The 24,213-nt window shown below is 64.8% G+C and carries 15 protein-coding genes (1 of these 15 running past the window's edge); 6 read left to right on the top strand and 9 right to left on the bottom strand.

Annotation, left to right across the window (positions count from 1 at the left end; translation table 11 throughout):
* Window positions 1-7: 7 nt before the first annotated feature.
* The 5 genes from LC083_RS09660 (at window position 8) to LC083_RS09640 (ending at window position 7,137) form a co-directional block, all read left to right on the top strand.
* A complete protein-coding gene (locus tag LC083_RS09660; RefSeq protein ID WP_226700216.1) occupies window positions 8-1,069 on the top strand; it encodes a LacI family DNA-binding transcriptional regulator in 1,062 nt (353 codons plus the stop codon).
* Window positions 1,059-2,264, top strand: a complete 1,206-nt coding sequence (locus tag LC083_RS09655) for an MFS transporter (RefSeq protein ID WP_226700215.1) — start codon at window positions 1,059-1,061, stop codon at window positions 2,262-2,264. The genes LC083_RS09660 and LC083_RS09655 overlap by 11 nt, the downstream gene beginning before the upstream one ends.
* An 82-nt stretch (window positions 2,265-2,346) precedes the next feature.
* Window positions 2,347-4,782, top strand: a complete 2,436-nt coding sequence (locus LC083_RS09650) for a glycoside hydrolase family 3 protein (protein WP_226700214.1) — start codon at window positions 2,347-2,349, stop codon at window positions 4,780-4,782.
* A gap of 105 nt (window positions 4,783-4,887) precedes the next feature.
* Window positions 4,888-6,315: a sugar MFS transporter gene (locus LC083_RS09645; RefSeq protein ID WP_226700213.1), complete on the top strand. Its 1,428-nt coding sequence runs from the start codon at window positions 4,888-4,890 to the stop codon at window positions 6,313-6,315.
* Window positions 6,316-6,402: 87 nt separating this feature from the next.
* Window positions 6,403-7,137 (top strand): 3'(2'),5'-bisphosphate nucleotidase CysQ, encoded by a 735-nt coding sequence (locus LC083_RS09640; RefSeq protein WP_226700212.1) that lies wholly within the window; start codon window positions 6,403-6,405, stop codon window positions 7,135-7,137.
* On the opposite strand, the gene LC083_RS09635 is transcribed toward LC083_RS09640, so the two are convergent.
* The 9 genes from LC083_RS09635 to LC083_RS09595 all read right to left on the bottom strand — a co-directional run bounded on the left by LC083_RS09635 (window position 7,134) and on the right by LC083_RS09595 (window position 22,540).
* A complete protein-coding gene (locus LC083_RS09635; protein ID WP_226700211.1) occupies window positions 7,134-8,027 on the bottom strand; it encodes an HpcH/HpaI aldolase/citrate lyase family protein in 894 nt (297 codons plus the stop codon). The genes LC083_RS09640 and LC083_RS09635 overlap by 4 nt on opposite strands.
* A 16-nt stretch (window positions 8,028-8,043) precedes the next feature.
* A complete protein-coding gene (locus tag LC083_RS09630; RefSeq protein ID WP_226700210.1) occupies window positions 8,044-10,017 on the bottom strand; it encodes a TonB-dependent receptor plug domain-containing protein in 1,974 nt (657 codons plus the stop codon).
* A 100-nt stretch (window positions 10,018-10,117) separates the two neighbouring features.
* Window positions 10,118-11,725, bottom strand: a complete 1,608-nt coding sequence (locus tag LC083_RS09625; RefSeq protein WP_226700209.1) for a tetratricopeptide repeat-containing sulfotransferase family protein — start codon at window positions 11,723-11,725, stop codon at window positions 10,118-10,120.
* Window positions 11,722-12,507 carry a hypothetical protein gene (locus tag LC083_RS09620; RefSeq protein ID WP_226700208.1) on the bottom strand — a complete coding sequence of 262 codons (786 nt, stop codon included), beginning with the start codon at window positions 12,505-12,507 and terminating at the stop codon, window positions 11,722-11,724. The genes LC083_RS09625 and LC083_RS09620 overlap by 4 nt, the downstream gene beginning before the upstream one ends.
* A gap of 93 nt (window positions 12,508-12,600) precedes the next feature.
* On the bottom strand, window positions 12,601-15,768 hold the full coding sequence (locus tag LC083_RS09615; RefSeq protein WP_226700207.1) for a TonB-dependent receptor domain-containing protein: 3,168 nt from the start codon (window positions 15,766-15,768) through the stop codon (window positions 12,601-12,603).
* A 175-nt stretch (window positions 15,769-15,943) separates the two neighbouring features.
* Window positions 15,944-17,125: a M14 family metallopeptidase gene (locus LC083_RS09610; RefSeq protein ID WP_226700206.1), complete on the bottom strand. Its 1,182-nt coding sequence runs from the start codon at window positions 17,123-17,125 to the stop codon at window positions 15,944-15,946.
* Between the two features lie 24 nt (window positions 17,126-17,149).
* Window positions 17,150-20,194 (bottom strand): TonB-dependent receptor domain-containing protein, encoded by a 3,045-nt coding sequence (locus LC083_RS09605; protein WP_226700205.1) that lies wholly within the window; start codon window positions 20,192-20,194, stop codon window positions 17,150-17,152.
* A 13-nt stretch (window positions 20,195-20,207) separates the two neighbouring features.
* Entirely contained in the window at window positions 20,208-21,155 is a 948-nt protein-coding gene (locus LC083_RS09600) for an alpha/beta hydrolase (RefSeq protein ID WP_226700204.1), read from the bottom strand.
* Window positions 21,152-22,540 carry a dicarboxylate/amino acid:cation symporter gene (locus tag LC083_RS09595; RefSeq protein ID WP_413469454.1) on the bottom strand — a complete coding sequence of 463 codons (1,389 nt, stop codon included), beginning with the start codon at window positions 22,538-22,540 and terminating at the stop codon, window positions 21,152-21,154. The genes LC083_RS09600 and LC083_RS09595 overlap by 4 nt, the downstream gene beginning before the upstream one ends.
* 195 nt (window positions 22,541-22,735) lie before the next feature.
* Here LC083_RS09595 and LC083_RS09590 point away from each other — a divergent pair, with 195 nt between their 5' ends.
* Window positions 22,736-24,213, top strand: the 5' portion of a protein-coding gene (locus LC083_RS09590) for a sensor histidine kinase (RefSeq protein WP_226700203.1). It continues 199 nt past the right edge of the window; 1,478 of the gene's 1,677 nt are visible here — the first part of the coding sequence; it begins with the start codon at window positions 22,736-22,738; the stop codon falls past the right edge of the window.

The following is a 24,213-nucleotide window of genomic DNA, read 5'->3' as shown; positions in this document are numbered from 1 at the left end:
TTAGACGATGGGGCGCAGGCGCCAGGCGGTGACCATCAAGCATGTGGCGGCAGATGCGGGCGTTTCGCTCCAGACCGTCAGCCGTGTCATCAACAATGAACCCAACGTCCGCCCCGTCATGAAGGAGCGGGTGCAGGCCAGCATCGACAAGCTGGGTTACGTGCCGTCCAAGGCCGCCCAGCAGATGAGCGGATCGCGTTCGTATCTCATCCTCGCGATCAACGACCGCGACCTCACGATTGCCGACTGGAAGGCCCGCGAGGGCCGCGACTGGGTCGACCAGATGATGTTCGGCGGCATGCTGACCTGTGCTGAGCACGGCTATCGCATGATGATCGAACTGGTTGACACGCATACCGACCATGTCGAGCGCGAGCTGGGCGCTGCCATTTCGGCGCTGCAGCCCGACGGCGTCATCCTCACCCCGCCCCACTCGGAAAACCCGCTCATTACGGGCCTTCTGGCGGAACGGAACATTCCCTTCGCCCGGATCGGCTCGACCCAGCCGGGGCCGGGCATCGCTATGACGATGGGCGATACGCACAATGCGCGGATCGCGACCGAACACCTGCTCGGGCTCGGCCATACAGCCATCGGCTTCATCGCCGGGCCTGCGGAATTCAGCCTCAGCGGCTGGCGCGTGGCCGGCTGGCAGGAAGCGATGTTCGCGGCCGGACTTTCGACCGAGGGACTGCTCGAAAAGGGCGATTTCGGGTTCGAGACCGGCCTCGCCGCAACGCGCAAGCTGCTGGGCGCCGCCAATCGCCCGACCGCCATCATCGCCAGCAGCGACCAGATGAGCATTGCCGTGCTCGAAGCGGCCAAGGAGTACGGCCTCGAAGTCCCCCGCGACCTGTCGGTCATCAGCTTCGACAATTCGCCGATCGTGCGGTTCACGCAGCCCGCCCTTACTGCCATCGACCAGCCGATTGCGGCCACGGCTTCGCGGGCGGTCGAATTGCTGATTGCGGCGCGCGACACCCCTCCTCCCACCGAGCCGGTTCGCGTGAAGGGCGAGCTGGTGGTCCGCGATTCGACCGCGCCGGCTCCCGGCCCCAATGCCGCCTGAGGCCGGATCGCAGGCGGAGCAATCGCGCCGGTTCCTGTATCTTTACGCACTGGCGGCCGCCGGCGGCGCGGTCGCCTACGTCCCGTTCCTGACATTGCTCCTTCCCCTTCGCGTTACCGCGATGGAAGGCTCGGACACGGTCGGCGTGCTCGCATATATCGCCTTTGCCGGCGCGATTTCCGCGAGCCTTGCCAATATCTTCTTCGGCTGGGCGAGCGACCGCACGAACAATCGCCGCATCTGGATCGCAGCCGGCCTCGGATTGTCGTGCCTGTTGTTGGTGTCGGTCAGCCGCACCAGCAATCCGACAGAACTGCTTGCCCTCATCGTAGTCTGGCAAATCGCACTCAACATGATGCTGGCCCCGCTGGCCGCCTGGGCCGGAGATTGCGTACCCGATGGCCAAAAGGGGCGACTGGGAGGACTTCTGGCCTGCGCCCCGGCCCTGGGTGCGCTCTCCGGTGCAGTGATCACCCTGCCCGGCGTCGCGGAACCCGATGCGCGCCTGTTGATCGTCGCGGTCATCGTGGCGCTGATGGTTGCGCCCGTCCTCCTGTTCGGCCGACCGCGCCCGATGCCGCACCTCATGGAAGCGCCGGAAATCCAAACGCCGCTGAGAGCGTCGGTCCTGCCCCGGATCGACCGCACGGTGGCCCGGATGTGGTTCGCGCGGCTGCTGGTCCAGATCGCCGAAGCCGCGCTCTTCGCTTATCTTCTCGTCTGGTTCGCGACGATCGATCCCACGTTCGGCGACAACCAGACGGCGACCGTTTTTACAGTCGTGCTGGCCCTGTCCATTCCCGCTGCCATGCTGGCAGGCAAATGGTCGGACCGGACAGACCGCCCGATCGTCCCGCTTGCATGGGGAGCAGGTGTCGGAGCGGCGGGCCTCGTGATCATGGGTCTTGCCGACGGACTTGTGCCGGCCATCGCGGGCTATGTCGTTTTCGGCCTCGCCACCAGCGTGTTCCTGGCATTGCACACCAGCCAGACACTGCGTTTCCTGCCCAGGCCCGCCACGCGCGGACGCGATCTCGGCCTGTTCAACCTCACCAACACCGTTCCGAGCCTCATCATGCCCTGGCTGACGCTGGCGCTCGTACCGGTGTTCGGCTTCGATGCGCTGTTCCTCGTCCTGGCCGCACTTGCAGCCCTGGCCATGCTCCTGCTGATAACCCTGACCCGCAAAATCTGACCGCTTGATTTTGCTGTCGAAGCATGTCACTTCTCGAGATTGATAACGTTCTCAATCAACCGAGAGCGGGAGGGATAGGATAATGAAAGCGTATTGGTTGGCAACGGCAGCGGCCCTTGCCGCGGCGGGGTGCACCACTGTTCCGGGCGACGTCGAGAGCGCACCGGCCGCAACCGCAGTTTCGGCCGAAGACGCCGTCGTTTCCGACCTCGTTTCGCGCATGAGCCTGGAGCGCAAGGTCGCACAGCTCATCCAGCCGCAGATCAATTCCTTCACCGCCGAAGACATGCGCCGCTACCGGTTCGGCAGCTATCTCAATGGCGGCAATGGCGGCCCCTATGGCGACGAATTCGCCCCCGCTTCCGAATGGCTGCGCCTTGCCGACGAAATGTACGATGCCTCGGTGGAGCCGCTCGCCAACGGCGAACCGGCAATCCCGACCATGTGGGGCACGGATGCCGTTCACGGCCACACCAATGTCGTGGGCGCGACGATCTTCCCGCATAATATCGCGCTCGGCGCGGCGGGCGATGCGGACCTCGTCCGACGCATCGGCAAGGCCACTGCGGTCGAAATCGAGGTCACCGGTATCGACTGGAACTTCTCGCCCACCGTTGCCGTCGCACAGGACGACCGCTGGGGCCGGACCTACGAAAGCTATTCCGAAAATCCCGATCTCGTCGCCAAGCTGGGCGCCGCACTTGTCGAGGGACTGCAGGGCCGCAAGGGCGATCCCGATTTCCTCGGCGACGGCCACGTGATTGCCACGGCCAAGCACTTCTTCGGCGATGGCGGCACGGCCAATGGCGTCGACCAAGGCGAAGTAAACGGCGATATCGAGCAGCTCATCGCGCTGCACGGCCGCCCCTACCCCGCGACCATCGCCGCCGGCGTCGAATCCGTGATGGCCAGCTTCAACTCGATCAACGGGCGCAAGATGCACGGCAACGAGGCCCTGCTGACCGGCGTCCTGCGCAATCGCATGGACTTCGACGGTCTGGTGGTGGGCGACTGGAACGGTCACGGCCAGGTCGCGGGCTGCACTGTCACGGATTGCGCGCAGTCGCTGCTTGCCGGCCTCGACATCTACATGGTGCCCGACGACTGGAAGGCGCTGATGGAAACGCTGGTCGCGCAGGTCAAGGACGGCACCATCCCGATGTCGCGTCTCGATGAGGCGGTGACGCGGGTCCTCAAGGTCAAGTACCGCGCCGGCCTGCTCGGCGCGGATGCCAAGCGTCCGTCGGAACGCGGCTATGCCGGACAGTTCGACAAGCTCGCTTCGAGCGAACACCGCGCCATCGCGCGCGAGGCCGTGGCCCGTTCGCAGGTCATCCTGAAGAACAACGGCGTCCTGCCGCTGCGCAGCGGCGCAAAAGTGCTCGTTGCCGGCACTGCCGCAGACGATATCGGCCAGGCGTCGGGCGGCTGGACGCTCGAATGGCAGGGCGGCAGCGAATACGTGATGGGCGGCGATGCCGGAAAGAACGGCGCGTTGTTCCCCAACGCCAGTTCCATCTGGGACGGGCTGAAGGAAGCGGTGACCGCCAGGGGCGGCAGCGCGACCCTTTCGCTCGACGGCAGCTTTAGCGCCCGTCCGGACGTTGCCATCGTCGTCTTCGGCGAGAAGCCCTATGCCGAATTTGCCGGCGACCAGGGCGACATGGTCTTCCGCGACGAGGAGGGGCTGAAACTGCTCCGCTCTTTCCGAGAAAAGGGCATTCCGACCGTTGCTGTCTTCCTTTCGGGCCGTCCCATGTGGATGAACCGCGAGCTGAACGCCGCTGATGCCTTCGTCGCATCGTGGCTGCCGGGTAGCGAAGGCGCCGGCGTGGCCGACGTGCTGACCGGCGCCCGCCCTGCATCCGGCCGCCTGTCGTTCTCCTGGCCCGCCGATTGTAACGGCAAGCCCGTGAACGGCCCTGAAGGCGCGTTGTTTGCTTTCGGCTATGGCCGCAGCCTCGAGGACACCTCGCCGCTCGGCCAGCTCGACGAGAGCTGCCTTGCGCTCGAGAGCTTCGACAGTTCCGAACTGTTCGGCTCGGGTCGCCTCGCCTCGGGCGTGGTAGCCTATGCCGCAGGCGGAAACCTCTCCATGGCGAGCGACATGCTCGCGCAGATGCGCGGCACCTCCAGCGCGGCGGGCGTCGCCGTTCGCGGGGTCGATCGCAATGCGCAGGAAGATGCGCGTGAGATCACCATGCAGCCGGGCTCGCGCTTCGGCATCCTGCAGCCCGAAGGCGGCAGCGGCGCCTATCGCATCACTTACCAGGTGCAGGGCCGCCCGACCGGTCCGGTCAGCCTGACCGTCGCAAATGGCGACCAGACCACCACGATCGACGTGACGCGCGAATTCCAGCACGCGGGCGACAAGGGATGGCGCGAAATGGTCGTCACCGCGGCCTGTGCAGCGACGCTCGGCAACCGGATCGAATTTGCGACCGGGTCCAGGCTGACCTTCGGCATCGCGTCCGTATCGCGCGAGGATTTGCCGGAAGGCACGGAATGCACGTTCTGAAGGACATTCGTATTCGCTTTGCCTGAGCCCGTAAGGCTGGCAAACCGGACAGATTAGGAATGCCGGCAATTCATCGGGTCGCCGGCCATTGGGAGGGTAAACTGAATGGCATTGGCACCTGACGTTGCGTCGAGCACCGATCCGGCACCGGTCGTCGACGACGACACGCCGCCGGTAAATGCACCGGGCCTGCAGTATTTCGTAATGGGCCTGTTCTTCATCTTCGGCGGGATCACCTCGCTGAACGATGTGATCATTCCCAAGCTGAAAGAGTTGTTCACGCTCAGCTACACCGAAGCGATGCTGGTGCAGTTCTGCTTCTTCGCCGCCTACCTCGTGATCGGAATTCCCGGGGCGAAGCTAGTCAAGAAAATCGGCTACATGCGCGGCGCGGTGGCAGGCCTTGCCACAATGATCCTGGGCTGCCTGCTGTTCATCCCGGCGAGCCAGACGGCAACCTATGCTATTTTCCTCGGCGCCTTGTTCATCCTCGCCAGCGGCGTGGTGATCGTCCAGGTGGTGGCCAACCCGCTCATCAGCCTGCTCGGGCCGCCGTCCACCACCCACAGCCGCCTGACCTTTGCACAGGCGTTCAATTCGCTGGGCACCACGGTCTTCCCGATTGTCGGGGCGGCCGTGATCCTCGGCAGCCTTGCAAACATGTCGGCAGACCAGCTGTCGGGCGCCGAGCTGCAAGCCTATCGCGCCGCGGAGAGCGAAGCGATCTGGCAGGGCTACCTCGGCGTTGCCGCGCTGATCGCGCTTGTTGCCGCAGCCGTCTGGATGTTCCGCAACCGCCTCCCACATGACGAGAAGATCATGGGCGACGGCGAACTGGTGTCGAACGGCCGCTATCTCGTCGGCCTGGCGCTGGCGGCAGCAGGCGCATTCCTCGCTCTCAACGTGAGCGGCTGGCTCGGCGTGCTCTTCATCCTCGCCGCACCGGTGGTCTGGCTGTACGACAACGCCCTGCTGCGGCGCACCCGCTTCAGCTTCGGCGCGCTGTGCATCTTCCTATACGTCGGCGCGGAAGTCGCCATCGGTTCGATCATCATCAACTACCTCTCGACCGAGCGCGTGCTGGGCGAGCCGGAAAGCGTGATCGGCTGGATGATCGGCCTCTACTGGGGCGGTGCCATGATCGGCCGCTTCATCGGTTCGGGCCTGCTGCGCGTCTTCAGCCCGGGCAAGATCCTGGCCTTCAACGCCATCGGCGCGATCCTGCTGATCGTCATCTCGGCCAATACCGCAGGCCAGGTGGCTGCCTATTCGCTGCTGGCCGTGGGCCTGATGAACTCCATCATGTTCCCGACGATCTTCTCGCTCGCCTGTGAGAAGCTGGGCCCGCGTGCGGCAGACGGTTCGGGTATCATCAACGTCGCCATCTTCGGCGGCGCGGTGGTCCCCCTGCTCTACGGCGTGGTGGCGGATGCCACCGGCGGCAACCTCGCACTCGCCATGGTGATCCCGGTGATCTGCTACGGCATTATCGCCGCCTTTGGTATCTACGCGCGGCGGCCTGCCGTCGCCTGATCCGTCCGGGGTGCAAATTCGGGGGTTCGCATGGCGACTTCGGTCTGCCATGCGGGCCCCCTAGCTTTTGGACCCGATGCAATCGCCATGACCGACGCCGACCTTGCTGCACATCTTGCCGCCACCGCGGGCCGCATCCTGCTGGAAGTGCGCGCGAGCGGCATGTTCGAAGGCAAGGCGCTGGGCCGGGCGGGCGACGAGACGGCCAATCAGTTCCTCTGCCACGCGCTTCGCCAGCAGCGCCCCGATGACGGCCTCCTTTCCGAAGAGCGCAAGGACACGGACGAACGCCTGTCGAAGGACCGCGTGTGGATCGTCGATCCGGTGGACGGGACGCACGAATATGGCGAGGAACGGTCCGACTGGGCAGTCCATGTGGCGCTGTGCATCGAGGGCCGGCCCGAAGTCGGCGCGGTAGCCCTTCCCGGCCTCGACCTGGTGCTGCGCAGCGATGCGCCCGCTCCGCTGGCCGCTGCGGCTGCACCGCCCCGCATGGTGGTGAGCCGCACCCGTCCCGCAACAGAGGCCGTGGCAGTCGCCGACGCGATCGGTGCGCAGCTCGTGCCCATGGGCTCGGCAGGGGCCAAGGCGATGGCAGTCGTGCGCGGCGAGGCGGAAATCTACCTCCACACCGGCGGCCAGTACGAATGGGACAGCGCCGCGCCGGTCGCGGTCGCGCTCGCCCATGGCCTGCACGCCAGCCGCATCGACGGCAGCCCGCTGGTCTACAACCAGGCGGACAGCTACATGCCGGACCTGCTTATCTGCCGGCCCGAATATGCCGAGCAGGTGCTGTCCGAAGTGGCGCGCGTTTCAGCCTAGCCTTCGACCTGCGCCAGCAATTGCCGCGCCCGTGACAGGTGCGGCCGGTCGAGCATCCGGCCATTGTGTCCGATCGTGCCCGCGCCCGGGTTGGCGTCGAACAGGGCCACGATTTCGCGCGCTTCGGCCACTTCCTCGTTGCTCGGCGAGAACGCAGCATTGATGACCGGAACCTGTGCCGGATGGATGGCCAGCATCCCGCGATAGCCGTCGCGGCGGACCCGTTCAGCGCGCTTCTTCAAGCCCTCGAGATTGCGGAAATCCCCGTCGATGGTCTCGATTGCCGGAACGCCTGCCGCAGCCGCGCCGAGCAGGGTTAGGCTGCGCGCCAGTTCGTAGGTGAAGGTGTATTCGCCGTCCTCGCCTTTATTGGACAGGGCGCCGATGGAATCGGCCAGGTCTTCCGCCCCCCAGGTCATGGCAGCAAGCCGCGGGGCACCCGCGTAATCGCCCGTGGTGAACATGGCGGCGGCGACTTCGGTCACCAGCGCGATGACCGGGGTGGAGCCGGGTGCAATGCCGAGTTCGACCTCGAGCGACGTTATCAGTCGGTCCAGTTCCTCGACGTCGTGACGCCCGCGCGATTTGGGCAGCATGATGCCCCCCGGCCTGCCCGCCATGATCGCCGCAAGGTCGTCTGCCGCATGCGGACCATCCAGCGGGTTCACGCGCACCCACAAGCGGGCACGCGCCTCTTCACTCTGTGCGAGTAGAAACGCGCGAATGCCTTCGCGAGCGGCGGGTTTGGCTTCCTCGGCCACGGCATCTTCGAGGTCGAAGATGACGATGTCGGCCTCGCCTTCGGTCGCCTTAGCCATCTTGCGCTCGCTATCTCCGGGCGCGAACAGCCAGGAGCGAAAACGCGGGGTCAGAACGGGGGTATCGGTCAAGTCAGCCATCCTCAATTTACAGGCCCAGCCGCACGCCGGCCCACACGGTGCGCGGTGTGCCGAGGTCGATCGATCCGCCCTGGTTGCGGGTGACGATTGTCTCGTCGGTCAGGTTCTCGCCGCGCAGGACGAGCGCGAAGCGGTCGCTGAAGGGTATTTCCGCAAACACGCCCAGAGTCGTCGCAGCAGGCAGCACGTCACTTTCCAGGTCATCTTCGAACTGGTCCCCGACATGGCGCAGCGTGGCGGCCAGCAGCCAGCCTTCCGCCGGTCGCCAGCCGAGTGTCGCGCTGCCCGCCCAGCGCGGTGTCTGCGACGGGCGATTGCCGTCGAAATCCGCACCGGGCTGGGTTGCCTTCGCATCGGTATAGGCGAGCGAGCCGTCGAAGCGCAGCTGGCCGAAGGTGATCCCGACCGAGACTTCTGCCCCGCGCGCGCGGATTTCCTCGATGTTGCGGCGCTGGCGGGTCACTGCGTCCAGCGTCACATTGGCGATAGCATCCTCGACGCGGTTCTCGAACACGGTCGCGGACAGCTCCACGCCTTCCGCCGGCTCAAGGTCTACGCCCACCTCGTATCCGACAAGGCGCTCGTTCTTCAGCTCGGCGTTGGCATTGGTGGTGACCGGAAAGACCACGAAGGGACGGTAGAGCTCGTTGAGCGTCGGCAAGCGCAGGCCGGTATAGGCCGCCGCTCGCAGCCGCGCAGTGTCGCCCAGGCGGTAAAGCAGCCCGCCGCGGAAAGATTCCTCCCAGCCCGACCTGTCCGCGAAATCGTCGCGCCGCACCAGGATGCCGCCCGCATTGCGCGCTTCGTAGAAGCCTTGCGAAATCGCGTAGCGGTCGATGCGCGCGCCGCCCGTCAGCGTCAGCGCGCCGAGCGTCCAGTCGTGTTCGATGAATAGGCCGAGGTCGCTGTTGGTCCCGCCGGCATTGCGCCGCTCGGTCACATTGCCGGAAAAGGCGCTGATTGCCGTCTCGTAGAGCTCGCCGTCCGAGCGGCGGTAGTCCGCACCGATCCGCAGGACGTGGTCCTCGCCGACCGGCGGGCGCAATTCCAGCTTGCCGCCGAGCCCGGTGGAGGGAGTGTTGCGCTGGTCGAGCACAGGCACGAACCGCGTCGAGCTGATCACGATATTGGTGAAATTGCGCGCCTGCACATAGGCGAGCGCCTCGAACGCCCAGTCACCATGACCGACCAGGCGCAGGCTGGCATCCTGCCCCGTGCTGGAGCTGTCCGCCCCGTCGAAGCGCAGGGTCCGACGGTCGTCGTAGACAAGCCCCCTCGCCTGCAATTCCATCGTCTCGCCAATCGGGACGACGCCGCGCACCTGCACCGAATAGCTGTCATAGGCCGCGCGCGCGGTAGCAGGCACGCGGTCTTGCTCCGGCGTGGTCTGGAAGCCGGGATCGCGGTCCCATCGCGCCGATAATGCGCCGAAGCCGCCGCCCAGGCCTGCAGCGACATGCGCCGAGGCCTCGGTCCCGCCGCGGTCGTTCACCAGCGCCTGTGCGCCGAAGGTGCCGAGATCGTCCAGCCCGGCGCTCGATAGTTCGATCGTGCCGGCCAGCGCGCCCGCGCCGAAGGGCCCTGCCCCGCCGCCACGCGTCACGCGGACCTCGCCCAGCGTTTCGGGAGCGATGGCGCTGAACGGAATGAAGCCGAAGAAGGGATCGGCCATCGGCACACCGTCGAGCAGAACCAGCGCGCGGCTGGTCGCATTGCCGCCCAGCGCCCGCAAGGTTGCGCCCTGTGCGCTGGGATTGGCCGAGCGGCTGTCCGAACGGCGGAACTGCTGGAACCCCGCGACGCCCGACAGGACATCCTCGATCCTGCCCGAGGCGCTTGAGACGATCTCCTCGCGCGAAATCGCCTGCGTCGAATAGGCGGGTGCTGCGGGCGTTTCGGAAAGTCCCTCGCCTGTCACGACGATTACGCCCGTATCCTCCTCGCCGCTGTCTTGCGCGCTGAGCGGGGCGCACAGCGCCATGGAAGAGACTAGAAGGGTCCCAATTCGCGAGAGGTTTTTCATCGCCGACGCTTTCGGCGAGGCGGCACGGCGGGTCAAGGGATGCTCGACCGCCGCATCGCTATGCCTCGGCCAGATCGCCAAGCGTGTCGCGCAAGGGACCGAGGTATTCGGCGTAAGGCCTCCAGACCTCCATCCCGTCGCGGTTGAGCGGACGGCGAACCTGCTCGCTACTGGGCGTGCGCACGACGCGGTCGGACTGGTGGAACTGGAGGATATCGTCCTCCCACTCCAGCCCGAGGTAATCGAGCGCGGCACCGATCTGCGTTTGCGGGTCCTCGACCAGCGCGCTGTAATCGACATGGTGGATCATGCCCGGCGCAACCGCGTCGAAATGCGCCATCAGGCGGACATTGTCGGCATAAGCGCGGCCCATGTCCTCCAGCGTGAAGGACGAAGGGTGGGCGCTGGTGAAGGACTGGGTGAAGTTCGACCAGCAGCAGTCCATCGCCGGACGGCGGATGTCGATGAAGCGCGCCTGCGGCAGAATCTTGCGGATGAAGAGCACATTGCTCCAGTTCTGCGGCAGCTTGTCGAGGAAGAAGCGGGTGCCTTCGGTCCGATGCACCTCTGCCCGCTCCATGTAATCGCGTCCGAAGGCCGCAGCCTGCTCGTCCGGCAGGGCGGTAATCGCCTGCGGTACGGTCAGCTTCCCGCGGCGCGTGGCGAGTTCCATGTAGCTGCGCAGGATGGCCGGCACATAGGGCAGTTCGCCCACCGGCTCGATCTGCGAATGCGAGCCGAGCATCTGCTCGAGCAGGGTCGACCCCGAACGGGGCAGCGAGATGATGAAGACCGGAACGGCATCCCCCACCGGCGCCTGCGACATCTTGGACAGGTAGGCTGCATCGACCATGCGCGCGGTTTCCGCGACCTCGCCGCTCAGTTCCTCGGCATTGTAGTCGAGCGACTTTGCGCGCAGGTCATTGCCCAGCTTGTAATGCCCGAACGCCTCGGCGTGCTGCTTGCGGTCGTGGAATGCCCGCGCAAGGGCGAAATGGAGCGGTGCGATATTGCGTTCGTCGATGGCGATTGCCAGCGCCGCGCGCATCGTCTCGATATCCTCGTCGGTGAGGATCTTCGCCTTGATGCTGGCCAGCCCCCACCAGGCATCGCCGAACCCGTCGTCGGCAGCGATCGCCTGCCGGTATGCCGCGACTGCTTCGTCGACCTGGCCCGCCGAACGCAGGCTGTGGCCATAGGCGATGAGGGTCGGTGCATGATTGGGGTTCTGCTGCGCCAGTTCGCCATACATCTCGCGCGCCCGTTCGCTCTCGCCGATCTTCTCGTAGATCGAGGCGAGGAGCAGGCGGGTGTTGGGATCGGGGCGTTCCTGCTGGAGCGCTTCCAGCATCCGTGCCGAAGGGACCGGCCGGGCCTGCTGGTTGAGGATCGTCGCCAGCTGGAACCGGTTGTCGTAGGCGCGCGCGCCCATCTGGATGGCCTTGCGCATGAAGTGTTCGGCCTGGCCCAGCGCGCCGAGCCGGTTTGCTGTTTGTCCCAGCATCGCCAGCGCATCCGCATTGTCGGGATTCTGGCGCAGGAAACCGATAAGATATTGCGCGGCCTGCTCGTACTTGCCGTCCTCGATCATTTCCCGCGCAGGGAACAGTCGCGGATGGATGGAGATCGTGCCGGCACCCGGCGCGTTGGTCACATTGCCGTTCATGCGTAGCCCAATACCTTGCGCAGGCCCGGAGCCTGATAGTCGACGAGCGCGCGGTGACGTTCGCCAAGTTCCTTGGGCAATTCGATACCTACACCGGTAAGATTTTCCCGCGCTGTAGCGCTTTCCTCGCGTGCGGAGCCAGTGCGGACGCGCTCGCGCCAGTCGCCAGGCTTGGCGATACCCGAAGCCTCGAGGAGGTCGGAAAAGAAGGTTTCCGCCGCGTCGCTGTCAAGGTCGGCCAAGTGGCGCATGAGGTCTTCGTATTTGACGACATGGCAGCGCGCGCCAAGCCATGCGGCGGCGTTGAGCTCGTAGATGTCATTGAGCGAAGGAAGCTTCTGCGGCAGGCCGAAAATCATCATCGTCAGCAGCTCGTCACCCGACAGGGCGCCGCTGCTCAGATGGTCGACATTGCCCTGGAACTGGTCCGACAGGATGAAGCGCGCACGGGCGATGACCCAGTCGTAGGGATCGCGGTAGAGCAGGATGCGGTGTGCGGGCGCAGTCTCGATGGCCGAGGCATCGGCGTAGAACAAATGACCCCAGCTCAGTTTGGGGGTGGCCGGATCGAAGGCCTGGCGGTGCGCCTGCAGATTGCCCCACTGGATGAAATCCGCCGGGTAGGTCTGCTCCACCGGCACGAACATCCGCATGATGTTGCGCAGCAGGTGGCTACCGCTCTTGGGGATGGAATTGAGGAAGACGGGGCGTTCCAGCCGCGCCTGCTCGAACCGCCTGCTCGCTTCGTCCAGATTGTCTCGCTGAACCAGAATTTCCGGCATTTTTGCTCCTTGGGGGAGGCCCTAACAGAAGGGGCGACATGTTGCCATGCCGCCCCGTCATTTCGGGCGTTCAACCGCCCAATGTGTCGCCGATCAGAAGTTCATCGACACGTTGATGAATGCGCGGCGTCCGACGAACGGATACTGCGAGGCAGCAACCACCGGGCCGAGCATCGAGATCTGGCCACCGTTCAGCACCGAGACGCGCGGCGGGCGCGTGTCGAAGATGTTGCTGAGACCCGCGGTGAAGGTAGCGCGGCCGTCCGCGATTTCCTTCGTCAGCGAGAAGTTGTGGTAGAACACCGCGTCGGTTTCCACGACCGGGCAGTAGGTGCCGCGGATCGGGACCGGGTTGCCGTCGTTCGGGTTGATCGAGTCGATGCAGGGACCGTCGAAGGCCGCTTCGAGTTCGGCGCGGTTCGACGTACCGCCGATGACGTTGATGCCGTAGAACAGCGTCAGGTCGGACGGCAGACGCCAGTTGGCGCGGAAGTCGCCGACCCACTTGGGCGAACCGGCTTCTCCGTTGTCGCTTTCCACCGGCGAGGTCGGGAGCAGACGCGTGTCGTCCTTCAGCTGCCAGGTCATGTCGGCGGTGAAGCTGAGGTCGCCCCACGAACCAAGGCCCTGCTCGACACGCAGCGCGAGGTCGATGCCCTCGTTTTCCTGCTGCGAGATGTTGATGTAGGGATCCTGCACGGTCTGGATTTCGAACGCAGTGGTCGAGTTCGGATCACGGTTACGCGTGATGAGGTCGCACAGCGGCTCGTTGGCGAAATCTTCCGAATCGTAGCAGCCGAAGATGATCGTGCCTGCACCGAGCTGGTCGATTTCGTCCTTCACCTTGATCTTGAAGTAATCGACCGCAAGGCTGAGACGCGTGTCGGCGAATAGGTCGGGCGTCAGGATGACACCGACGACCGCAGCTTCGGAGGTTTCCGCTTCGAGGAAGCCGATACCGCCCGACGATAGCGAACCGAAGGTGATCGCGCCGGCCTGGTAGTCCAGCGGGATGCCGTCGGCGAGGCAGTTGTCGTAGATGCGCTGCGAGATGTCGCCTGCGGCAAATGCGCCGGCATAGCCGCCGCAGATGTCGAAGCGCTGCGACACGAAGCCCGTTTCATCGGCCAGGAACTGCTCGAACAGCGCCGGAGCACGATAGGACGTGCCGTAGCTGCCGCGCAGGCGGAGCCAGTCGGTCATCGCCCAGTTTGCACCCAGCTTGTAGGTGAAGTTGCCGTTGTCTTCGTCGGTGAAACCATCCGATGCGCGGGTAGCCTTCACATTGGTGACGCGCGCGGCACCGTTGAAGGTCAGCTCTTCGAAGAAGGGCTTGTCCGCTAGGATCGGGATGTTGATTTCGCCGAACGCTTCGGTCGTGACGCTCTTGCCGGCGGTGATGCCGGACAGGGCAGCGCCCCAGGCGTTACCGGCCAGGGTGATGTCACCCGGCGTGTCGTTGATGCGGTCGCGGCGTGCGGTCACACCGACAGCGATACCGAGCGGGCCGGCGGGAAGCTGGATCGGCTCGCCCGAAATCACTGCTTCACCGGTCAGCTGGGTGTAGACCGTGCGGCCTTCTTCCCAGTCGAACAGGAAGTCGATTTCTTCCGCGGTCAGGTCGCCGCGCAGGAAGCGCGGATCGGCCCACGGAATGTCGATGCACTGCTTGCCGGAGACCGGCAGGGTCGTGCCGACGCAGGACGAGTACTGGAAGTAACCGCTGTCGTACGCATCCTGCAGGATCTGCTGCGCGCGGTAGCGACCGTCGCTGCGGCTGTACTGGGCGTAGATTTCATACTTCCAGTTGCCGGCATCGGAAATGTTGCCGCGCACGCCGCCCACGCCGCGGTAGTAATCCACGCGCTGGCTGTTGTCGGCCTGGTTGGTGATCGGCGTCGGGCTCAGGAAGTTGATGCCCTGGAAGCCGTCGGCCCAGTAGTTCCAGTAGTTGCCCGCACCGGTCGAATAGATGTCGCCGGTCCAGCCGAAGTTCCAGAACTGGCGCCAGCCGTTCTGGTAGGTCTCGCGGCGGTTGAACAGGAATTCGCCGAACAGCTCGACCGCGTCGGACAGTTCGAACGAAGCTTCGCCGTATGCCGTGTAGAGGTCGGTTTCGGGAATGATCGTCTGTTCTTCGACGAACGGGTGATAGGCGTTCTGCACCGCAAGCGATGCTGCGTCATATCCAGTCGGGAAGAAGCCGGCAGGAGCCGAGAAGTCGCCGACATAGGCCGGAGCGCCATAGGCCGGGATGTTCAGCGCACCGCCGAAATAGGGGAAGCTGTCCGGATACTGGTACTGCAGCAGGACCGAACGGCCGCCGATCGAGGTGTTGATGCCCGTGTCGGGTCCGCCGGGACCGTCGAGACGCATGTTGTCGATCAGGTTGTAGGTCCAGATGTGGCCCCAGCGCAGGTCTTCACAGTGCGGCTGGCCGGTACGCGGATCGATAAGGTCGGCGCGCGAACCGTCTTCGCGGAAAGTGTAGGCTTCCGGGCAGGCGAGATAGTCGCGATCGCCGCGAGCAAGCTCGTTGGTGCGCGAATAGTCGCCGGCGATGGTGATGTGACCGCGGCTGAAGTTCTTCGTGTAGGCGATGCTGCCGCGATATTCCTCGCCGCCGCCATCGAAGGGCACCGAAACGTTGAAGTCGACGGTCAGGCCGTCTTCACGCTTGCCGGTGAAGATGTTGACCACGCCGGCGACCGCGTCCGAACCATAGACCGACGAAGCGCCGGTCTTCAGGATCTGGATGTCGTTGATGATCGACAGGGGCAGGACGTTGAGGTCGAAGGACGACACACCGCCACGCGTACCGGCCGGGCCGGCACGGCGGCCGTTCAGCAGGACCAGCGTGCGGTTCGCACCGAGGCCGCGCAGGTTGATGGTCTGTGCGCCGGGACCGCCGTTGGTCACGAAGTTCGACGACAGGGCCGAGGTGATCTGGGTCGAACCGGCAGCGATCGGCGAGCTCTGCAGGGCTTCGGCAAGGCTGAGCTTGCCTTCCTGGCGGGCGATCCCCGGGTCGACGATCGCAATCGGGTCCGGGCTGTTGAACTGGTTGACCGAGCCGATGCGCGAACCGGTCACGACGATTGCCGGCGGAAGTTCTTCTTCCGCGGTGTCGACGGTTACAGGCTCTTCCTGCTGGGTGTCCTGCGCCGCGGCGCTGGTGGAAAGTGCGATGGCGGCAAGGCCCGCCCCTGCGCAAAGGATGGAACGGCTCGCGAATGCGTAACCCGATTTGGTCTTGAGCATCAAACCCCTCGTGTCAAAACTCTTCTGGATTGGACGGGAGTGCTGCACGCCCCTGCAAGATGCAAGGCGCGATCGCCCCCTATCCCCAAATCGGCGACCAGTGAGACATAGAAGCAACAGGCTGGAAAACGCGGCTAGGCCTTGTTGCGAAAGGCATTTTGGTCCGCAGCAAGGCTCAATTGGCGTCCGATGTTGCCATTGTGTCGAGTGCCGCGAGGAAGCCGTCGGCAAAGCGGCGCGCAGCGGCCCGAGTAGCCGCCCGGTCGGTCTCGTCGCCCACCTCGTAAGTATAGGCGGGTATGTCGTAGGTCTCGTGAAACCAGTTCTTCGACGTCCCCGATCCGGGGTTCGCATTCCGGCGCTCGATGGTGAAGTCGTAGCCCTCCAGCGCGCCTTCGAGATCCCCGAGCCATCCCTTGAGAAATGCCTCTTCAAGCGGGCCCGTTTCCTCTTCCCCTTGCACATAGAAGAGATTGCTGCGGGTCGAATGGAAATCGACCATGGCCATAGGCGCCGCCCTTGAGGAGTTGATATCCAGCCAGCGTTTGACTGCAGCCGTTTCGGGCTGCGAGAAGATGCCCCAGTCGCGGTTGAGGTCGCGCCCGCCGCGATTGGCTCGCCAGTGGCCTCGCGCAACGCCGTCGGGATTGAGCAGCGGGACCACCAGGAAGCGGTGTCTCTCCGCCAGGCCAGGGTCCTCAGCCAGTCGTTCGACGATGCGATTGACGAATGCTTCCATGGCGACCGCGCCGCTCACTTCGGGCGGGTGCTGGCGGCCGAGGAGCACGACCAGCCGCCCCGCACTTTCGCTTCCCAGCGTCAATGCCTCTACCGGGCGTCCGTCGAGCGACCGGCCGAGCACGGTCCGTTTAGCGCCGCCGCTTTGCCAGCGGTCCATCGCTCGGCCGTGCCAGCGTGTATCGAGCACCTCCTGTGCACTGACACGCGCGTTGCCAACAGGCAGGACCAAGCTCGCCCGCTTGCCATCCTGTGAGAGCTCCACCTCGAGCTGCCGATCGGTGCTGCCGTCGCTCCACTTGGGAGCATAGCGGTGGTCACCGACGAGATAGTCGAGATGGACCGTCACCGGCGCGCCCTGCCCTGCCTCGTAGCGGAAGGCGTACCACGGGCTCGGGTTGATCGGCGGGGCGTGCTCTGGTGCGACCAGAAGGGTGAATTCGCGCTCGCCGTTAATAACGCAGCGCGACAGCGGCGCGCCTTCGAAATCGAAATATATCCGGACCGCCGGGGTAGCGCAGCCACTGGCCGCTGCTACGGGGCCCGAATGCACCGACGGGGGCACGCTCGTCGAGCATGCCCCCGTGGCCAATGCGACCCAGATTATCAGGTGTCGCATCTTCACTGCTTGCAACCCTCCAGGTCAGAACTCCTTGCGCAGTTCGATGTGGAACACCCGGCCGCGCGCACTGTGCAGTTCGCTGTAATAGCCGAACTGCTCGTCCGCCAGCGGGGGATCCTTGTCGAAGAGGTTGTTGATGGCAAACCGGAGGCGGGTGCCGTCCAGCGCGGTGTCGTTGTCGATCGAATAGGCGATCGATAGATTGACGGTCATCTGGTCCTTGACACGGAAGAAGTTCCCGTTGGGATCGTCCGTGTCCAGCAGGACGTCGCGCGTGACGCTCGTGTCCCAGACCTCGCCAACATAATTGGTGAAGAGGCCGACATCCACCGGACCGCTTTCCCAGTTGACCGAACCGCTGAAGCGCCACTTGGGACGCCCGTCGACCTCGAGCAGTTCGCCAAGGCCGCCCACCGTCACGTCGGTCGGAAGCTCGCCATTGGCAATGCCCTCCAGCAGTTCCTGGCTGTCGGGGCCGGCCGACTGCACGAAGCTGTTCAGGCGCGCCGCGTTGAAGCGCAGGCGGAACTTGCCGAGCCCGAAATCGGGCACGCGGTAGAAAAGGCCGAAGTCCCAGCCCTTTGAAACACGGCTGTCGAGGTTGAGATAGGGGTCGAGCACCTGGATGATAGAACCGGCCGGAGCAAGGCTCGTGCCTGCGAACAGCGCGATGTCCTCGGCTGTCGGATCGGCGCGGATCACGTTCGGGTTCGTGTCGCCATTGAGGCGGCGCAGCAGGTCGAGCGCGATGGCGTTGTCGTCGCCGAAGGTGCCGACGAGCCCGGTCTGCTTCACGCGCCAGTAGTCCGCGGTCAGCGTCAAGCCGGGAATGAATTCCGGCTCCAGCACGATGCCCAGGTTGATGCTTTCGCTGTCTTCGGGAACGAGGTTCTCGGTACCCGAACGGAAGCTGACGGTACTCGCCCCCGGGCAGGCGCCCAGATTGGCGAGCAGGCCCTTCTCGACCTGCGCCTGGCAGAAGACGAAGTCGTCGCGGGTGTTGACGCGGGTGGTGCCCTCGTCGTTCACCTGCACCAGGTTTGGCGCACGGAAGCCTTCCGACCAGGCACCACGCAGCGTGACGCCGGGGAAAGTCGTCCACGAGGCCGCGATACGCGGGACCATTGCGGTCTCGTCGATATCGGTGAAGCGCTCGATGCGGCCGGCCAGCTGGACGTTGAATTCCTCGACCAGCGGGATGTTCATGTCGGGGCTGACGAGCGGCACGAAGACTTCGGCGAAGGCCGAATAGACCTCGCGCTCGCCGCTGGTGTCGGGCGAAGGGCTGGTGCCGACGACGTCGCTGCCGTTGAAGTCGCCCGTCACGCTGTCCGTGAAGGTGATCGTGCCGTCGAGGCGCGGGTCACGGTCGTCGAAGAAAGTCTCGCGGCGCCATTCGACGCCTGCCGCCACGCCCAGGTTTCCGCCCGGAAGCGAGAACAGGTCGTCACGGCTGACCTTGAAGTCGGCCAGCGCAAGGCTGGTGCCGCCCTTGCGGAAGACGTCGATCCGCATGGAATCCATCACCGATTCCGGATTGGGCGTGCAGTCGCCCTCGCCCGGATCGCCCAGGCACCCGCCGTTGAACGGGTTGTAGGCATCGGGACCGGTGCGGTTGATGGCTTCCTGCGCCAGCGTCAGCGACACGCGATTGCGCGCAAGGTCGTTGGTCTTGGCTTCCGAATAGAGCACGCCGGTGTCGAAGTCCCACGAGCCGAAATTGCCGCGCAGGCCGCCGACCAGGCGATAGACGTCCTTGTCGACCGACACGTCGCGGCTACCGACATCGACGAAGCGGTAACGCTCCATGATGACGTCCGCACCGCCAGAAGCGATGGTCGTGCCCGGCAGGCGGTTCGGGCTGCCGACGGGACCGAAGGGGTTCCAGTAGGCATTGCGCGAAATGCCGATCGGCACTGCGCCGAGGATCGCCGAGGCCTCGTTGTTGCGGCGGCTTTCGGAACGGTAGAAGCTGCCTTCGAAATAGGCCTCGAGGCTGCTGGTCAGCTCGTAATTGAGCAGCGCCATCGCGTTGTAGCGCTTCTTCTCGCTGATCAGAGTGCCGTCATAGTTCTGGTTGTAGCGCACGGCGGTGGTCGGCGTGGTGCCGTTACGCGCGCAAACGCCATTGCCGAAATCGAGGCGGCAACCCGGGAAATAGTCCGGCTGCAGGTAGAAATCGTCATCGCCGATCGGCGTGCGGCTCGAAGGCGCTTGGATATCGAACTGGCCGAACGGGCCGAAAGTGTTGCGGTTGTTGAACGAGGCATCGCCTTCGAAATCGGTGCCTTCGACCAGCGGCAGGCGGTTCTCGTCCGCCGCATATTCGCGTTCCGAAGTCGGCATGCCGTTTTCATAGTAATAGCCGCCGTAGACGGTCATGTTGCCCCGTCCGCCGGCGAAATCGAAGCCGAGGCCGCCGCTCAAGCGATAGCTGTAAAGGCTGGTGCCGTCCGAAGCGCGCCAGTCCCCTTCGACGAAACCGCCGTTGAGATTGCCCTTCAGCACCGTGTTGATGACACCGGCGACCGCGTCGGCGCCGTAGATGGCCGATGCGCCGTCACGCAGGACCTCGATCCGCCGGATGCTGCCGGGCGCGATTTCGTTGGTGTCGGAGCTGACAACCGGGACCAGCAGTTCGGTCTGGAAACCCGGGTGCAGCGTCATCCGGCGACCGTTGATCAGCAGCAGCGTGTTGCCCGTGCCAAGGTCGCGCAAATTGATCGAGCCGACGTCGCCGCGCGCGCTGTTCTGCGTGGTAGCGTTCTGTTCGTTGAAAGCGACCGTACCGGCCTGCGGAATGGCGCGGAACAGTTCGTCGCCCGAAGATGCACCGGTGTTCTCGATCGCCTGCTCGTCGAGCACGGTGACCGGCAGCACATCGTTGATCTGCGCACCCTGGATCTGCGAGCCGGTGACGACGATGACCTGCTCGTCCTCCTCGGTCACGGGCTGCTCAACGGCAGCGGCCGGTGCGGACGCGGTGCTCTGCGCCTGTGCGGTGGTGGCAGCAAGGAGGCTGGTGCCTCCCAGCAGGCCGATCCGGGCAATGGTCTTGATACGCATGGAATTCTCCCCGTTATTCCTCGAATGTCCGCCTGGTGAGCCAGGTTTCGAAAATACCCGGCCACTGGTTCAGGATCTGGTCGCTCGAACCGAGGCCCCAACCGTGGCCTCCGTCCTCGAAAATATGCAGTTCCGCCGCCGCGCCCTTTGCCTTCAGGGCCTGGAACAGGGTGATGCCATGTCCCGGGGGCGTGATAGGATCGTCGGCGGAAGCAAAGATGATGGTCGGCGGCGCGTCCTTGCTCGCATGGGTATCGAGCGACCAGGCATCTTCAGCCGCGCTGGTCGGGTTCTCGCCGATGATCTCGCGCCGCGTGCGCGTGGTGTCGTAGGGCTTGCGCAGCGACACGACAGGGAACAGCAGCGCTGCGAAATCGGGCTTTGCGCAGGCCGTCTCGAACCGGTCGCTGCCTTCGTAAAGCGCATGGTCGGGCCGGTAGGCGGTGTAGCCTGCAAGGTGCCCGCCGGCGGAGAACCCCATCACCCCGATCCGGTCGGGACGGATGCCGAATTCCTTCGCGCGCGAGCGGATGATCTTCATCGCGCGCTGCGCATCGGCGAAAGGCGCGCTCGCGTCCCAGCCATCGTTCGGCAGGCGGTAGATAAGGTCGAAGACGGTAAAGCCGCGGTCCTGCAGCCAGCGCGCCGCAGGCTCGCTTTCCTTCCACAGCTGGATGCGAAAATAGCCGCCCCCGCCGCAGATCATCACCGCCATGCCGTTGGGGTGGTTGGGCCGGTAGACGCGCATGCGCGGGGTCGAGATATTCGATACCGCACCGTAGCCCGCACCTTCCGTGCCAATCTTTTCCGGACCCGTGGGTCCTCCCCTGCCCGGCGGCGAACCCGGCCAGAGCATGATTTCCTCGTAGGGGTGGGCGAGTGCGCGCGTGCCGGACATCGCCAGGCCCGCCGCACCCGCCACCAGCGCGCTCGAGGAGAGAAACCCGCGCCGGTTGATCATACCGCTCCTCCGAGGGATTCGCTGATCGCCTCGCTGTGGGGGCCGCTGCGTTCGTGCCGCTCGATGTCCTCTTCGGGCAGCGGCATCGGATTGCCCGCCATGGCGGCGGCAAGCCGGTCGGTGTCGAGCGCGTTTTCCCACTTCGCCACGACGATGGTGGCAACGGCGTTGCCGACGAAATTGGTCAGCGCCCGGCATTCGCTCATGAAGCGGTCGATGCCGAGGATCAGCGCCATGCCGGCGACCGGCACCGACGGCACGACCGAAAGCGTTGCGGCGAGGATGACGAAGCCTGCCCCGGTAACGCCCGCCGCGCCCTTGGAACTGACCATGGCGACGAGCACCAGCGCGACCTGCTCGCCCAGCGACAGGTCGATACCCACGGCCTGCGCGATGAACAGTGCCGCCAGCGTCATGTAGATGTTCGTGCCGTCGAGGTTAAAGGAATAGCCCGTCGGTACGACCAGCCCGACCACCGGCTTGCGGCATCCGGCGATTTCCATCTTCTCCATCAGGCTGGGCAGCGCCGCTTCCGAGGAGGACGTACCGAGCACCAGTAGCAGTTCTTCGCGCAGGTACTTGATGAGTGCGAAGATTGAGAAGCCGGTGGCCCATGCCACCACGCCCAGCACGACGAGGACGAAGAGGAGCGAGGTGATGTAGAATGTCGCCACCAGCTTCGCGAGGCTGGCGAGCGAGCCGATGCCGAATTCCCCGATGGTGAAGGCGATTGCGCCGAACGCCCCGATGGGCGCCAGCTTCATCAGCATGTGCACCAGCTTGAAGATGACCTGGCCGAAAGAGCTCAGCACGTCGAACACGAGATCGCTGTGCGGGCGCGTCGCGGCAATGGCGACACCGCTGAGGATGGCGACCAGCAAGACTTGGAGGATCGATCCGCTCGTTACCGCGCTGAACAGGGTGGTCGGGATGATGCCGAGCAGGAAGCCGCTAAGGGTCTGCTCTTCGGCAGTGCTTGCGTAATTGGACACTGCCTCGGTATCGAGCGTGGCCGGATCGATGTTGAGCCCGGCACCCGGCTGGACCACGTTCGCAACGATCAGGCCGATGATCAGCGCAAGGGTCGAGAAGAACAGGAAATAGGCGAAGGCCTTCCAGGCCACACTGCCAACGGAAGACATGTCCTTCATGCCTGCGATACCGGTGGCCACGGTTACGAAGATAACCGGCGCGATGATCATTTTCACCAGATTGATGAAGGCATCGCCGAGCGGTTTCAGCGAAGCGCCGAATTCCGGATAGAAATGGCCAACCAAGGCCCCGACGACGATGGCCGCCAGAACCTGCGCATAGAGCTTGCGGTAGATCGGCACCTTGCGATCCGGCGTCCCGCCCGAATCCGCGACCAGCTCAGCTGCGACCAATAATCTTCTCCCCAAATCGGCGGTCTTCACCGCTCGGGCGAAATAATTGCGCGCAGCGCGGAGAGCAGCAATCACGAGAATGCAATTATGTTACTGTTGTAAAATCATGGCGTTACCGATTGTTGGCCCGAAATTTGTGCGGTTTTTCACACACGATGGTTGCAGTTTGTGCGAAAACTCGCACAACTCTCATGCATGAAGGGGTGGAGGGCACAACCGGGCAGGCTGGCTGCCATAGCGCTGCTGGTGGCGCTTGCTCTCTTTGCCATCATCAAGACCGACGACGTGATGCGCGCCAACGCGCTCGTAGCCGAAGAAGAAGCTGCCATGGACGGCGCGGCAATTCTTGCATCGAGCCTTTCCAGCGAACTCGACAAGTTCAGCCTGCTCCCTCTTGCACTGGCAGAAGATCCGCAGGTGAAGGCGCTGGTGGCAGGCGACCGCGACGCAGCGCGCGCGCTCGACCGCAGACTGGAAACCCTGGCATCGCAATCCGATGCGGCTGCGATCTACGTGATGGATGCGCAAGGGCTGACCCTGGCGGCAAGCAATCATGCCCTGCCCACCAGCTTCGTGAACTCCAACTACGCCTTCCGCAGTTATTTCCGCGAGGCGATGGACAAGGGGTCGTCGACCCAGTTCGCGCTCGGCACGGTCAGCCGCAAGCCGGGGCTCTATATCGCTGCGCGCGTCGGCCCTTCGAATGCTCCTTCAGGCGTTGTCGCGGTTAAGGTCGAGTTCGATCGCACGGAAGAGAACTGGCGCCGCGCAACGCGCGGGGTCTACGTGACCGACCGCGAGGGCGTGGTACTGCTGACCAGCGAGGAAGCCTGGCGCTTTCATCTCACCGGGAGCGGCCCTGCCGCTCCCCGCGACCCGGCAGAAGACCTCCGGCAGTTCGGGATCGCCGAATTGCCGCGGCTCGAGCTGCCCCTTGCAGGTGCGTCCGGCGAGATCGTGCAGGTTCCGCTGGTCGAAGCGCAGCAGGCCATCGGGCCTGCCGGTTGGGATATCCACCTCATCGTCGATCCGGGGCCGCGCGTGGCTGCGGCCTTGGCAACAGGACGCCTGATACTCGTCTCGATTGCGGTCGTCGTGCTCGCCATTGTCTTTGCCCTGTTCGCGGCCAATCGACGGCGGCGTGCGCACGAGGAAGCGGTTGTCGCGCAGCGCACGCGTACGCTGCGCGAGCAATTGTCACAGGCAAATCGTCTCGCGACACTCGGCCAGATCTCTGCCGGAGTGAATCACGAAATCGGCCAACCTGTCTCGGCAATCCGCGTGTTTGCGGAAAGCGGATCAAAGCTGGTCGCCGCCGGCAAGACCGGTCAGGCAGTGCAGAACTTTGGCGAAATCGTCTCCCTTGCCGACCGGATCGGGGCGATCACGAGCGAGCTTCGGCGCTTCGGCCGCCGCCAGCCCGGCGAGAAACGGATCGTCGCGATCGGCGAGATAATCGACGGTGCGCTGCTGCTGCTGCGCGACCGCATCCATTCGCACGGGCGGGATATCGATCTTCCCGAGGAGGATCTGCGCAGGGTCACGGTTGAGGCCGAACACGTCCGCCTGGAACAGGTCTTGGTCAACCTGCTCCAGAACGCCCTGGATGCGACCGACTTCGGAGAACGGATCGCCATCGAAATCGAGCTCTTGCCCGATGCCGTGCACCTCCA

The organism is Qipengyuania gaetbuli (assembly GCF_020524765.1).
Classification (GTDB): Bacteria; Pseudomonadota; Alphaproteobacteria; order Sphingomonadales; family Sphingomonadaceae; genus Qipengyuania; species Qipengyuania gaetbuli_A.
This window is presented reverse-complemented; position numbering and strand designations above follow the sequence as displayed.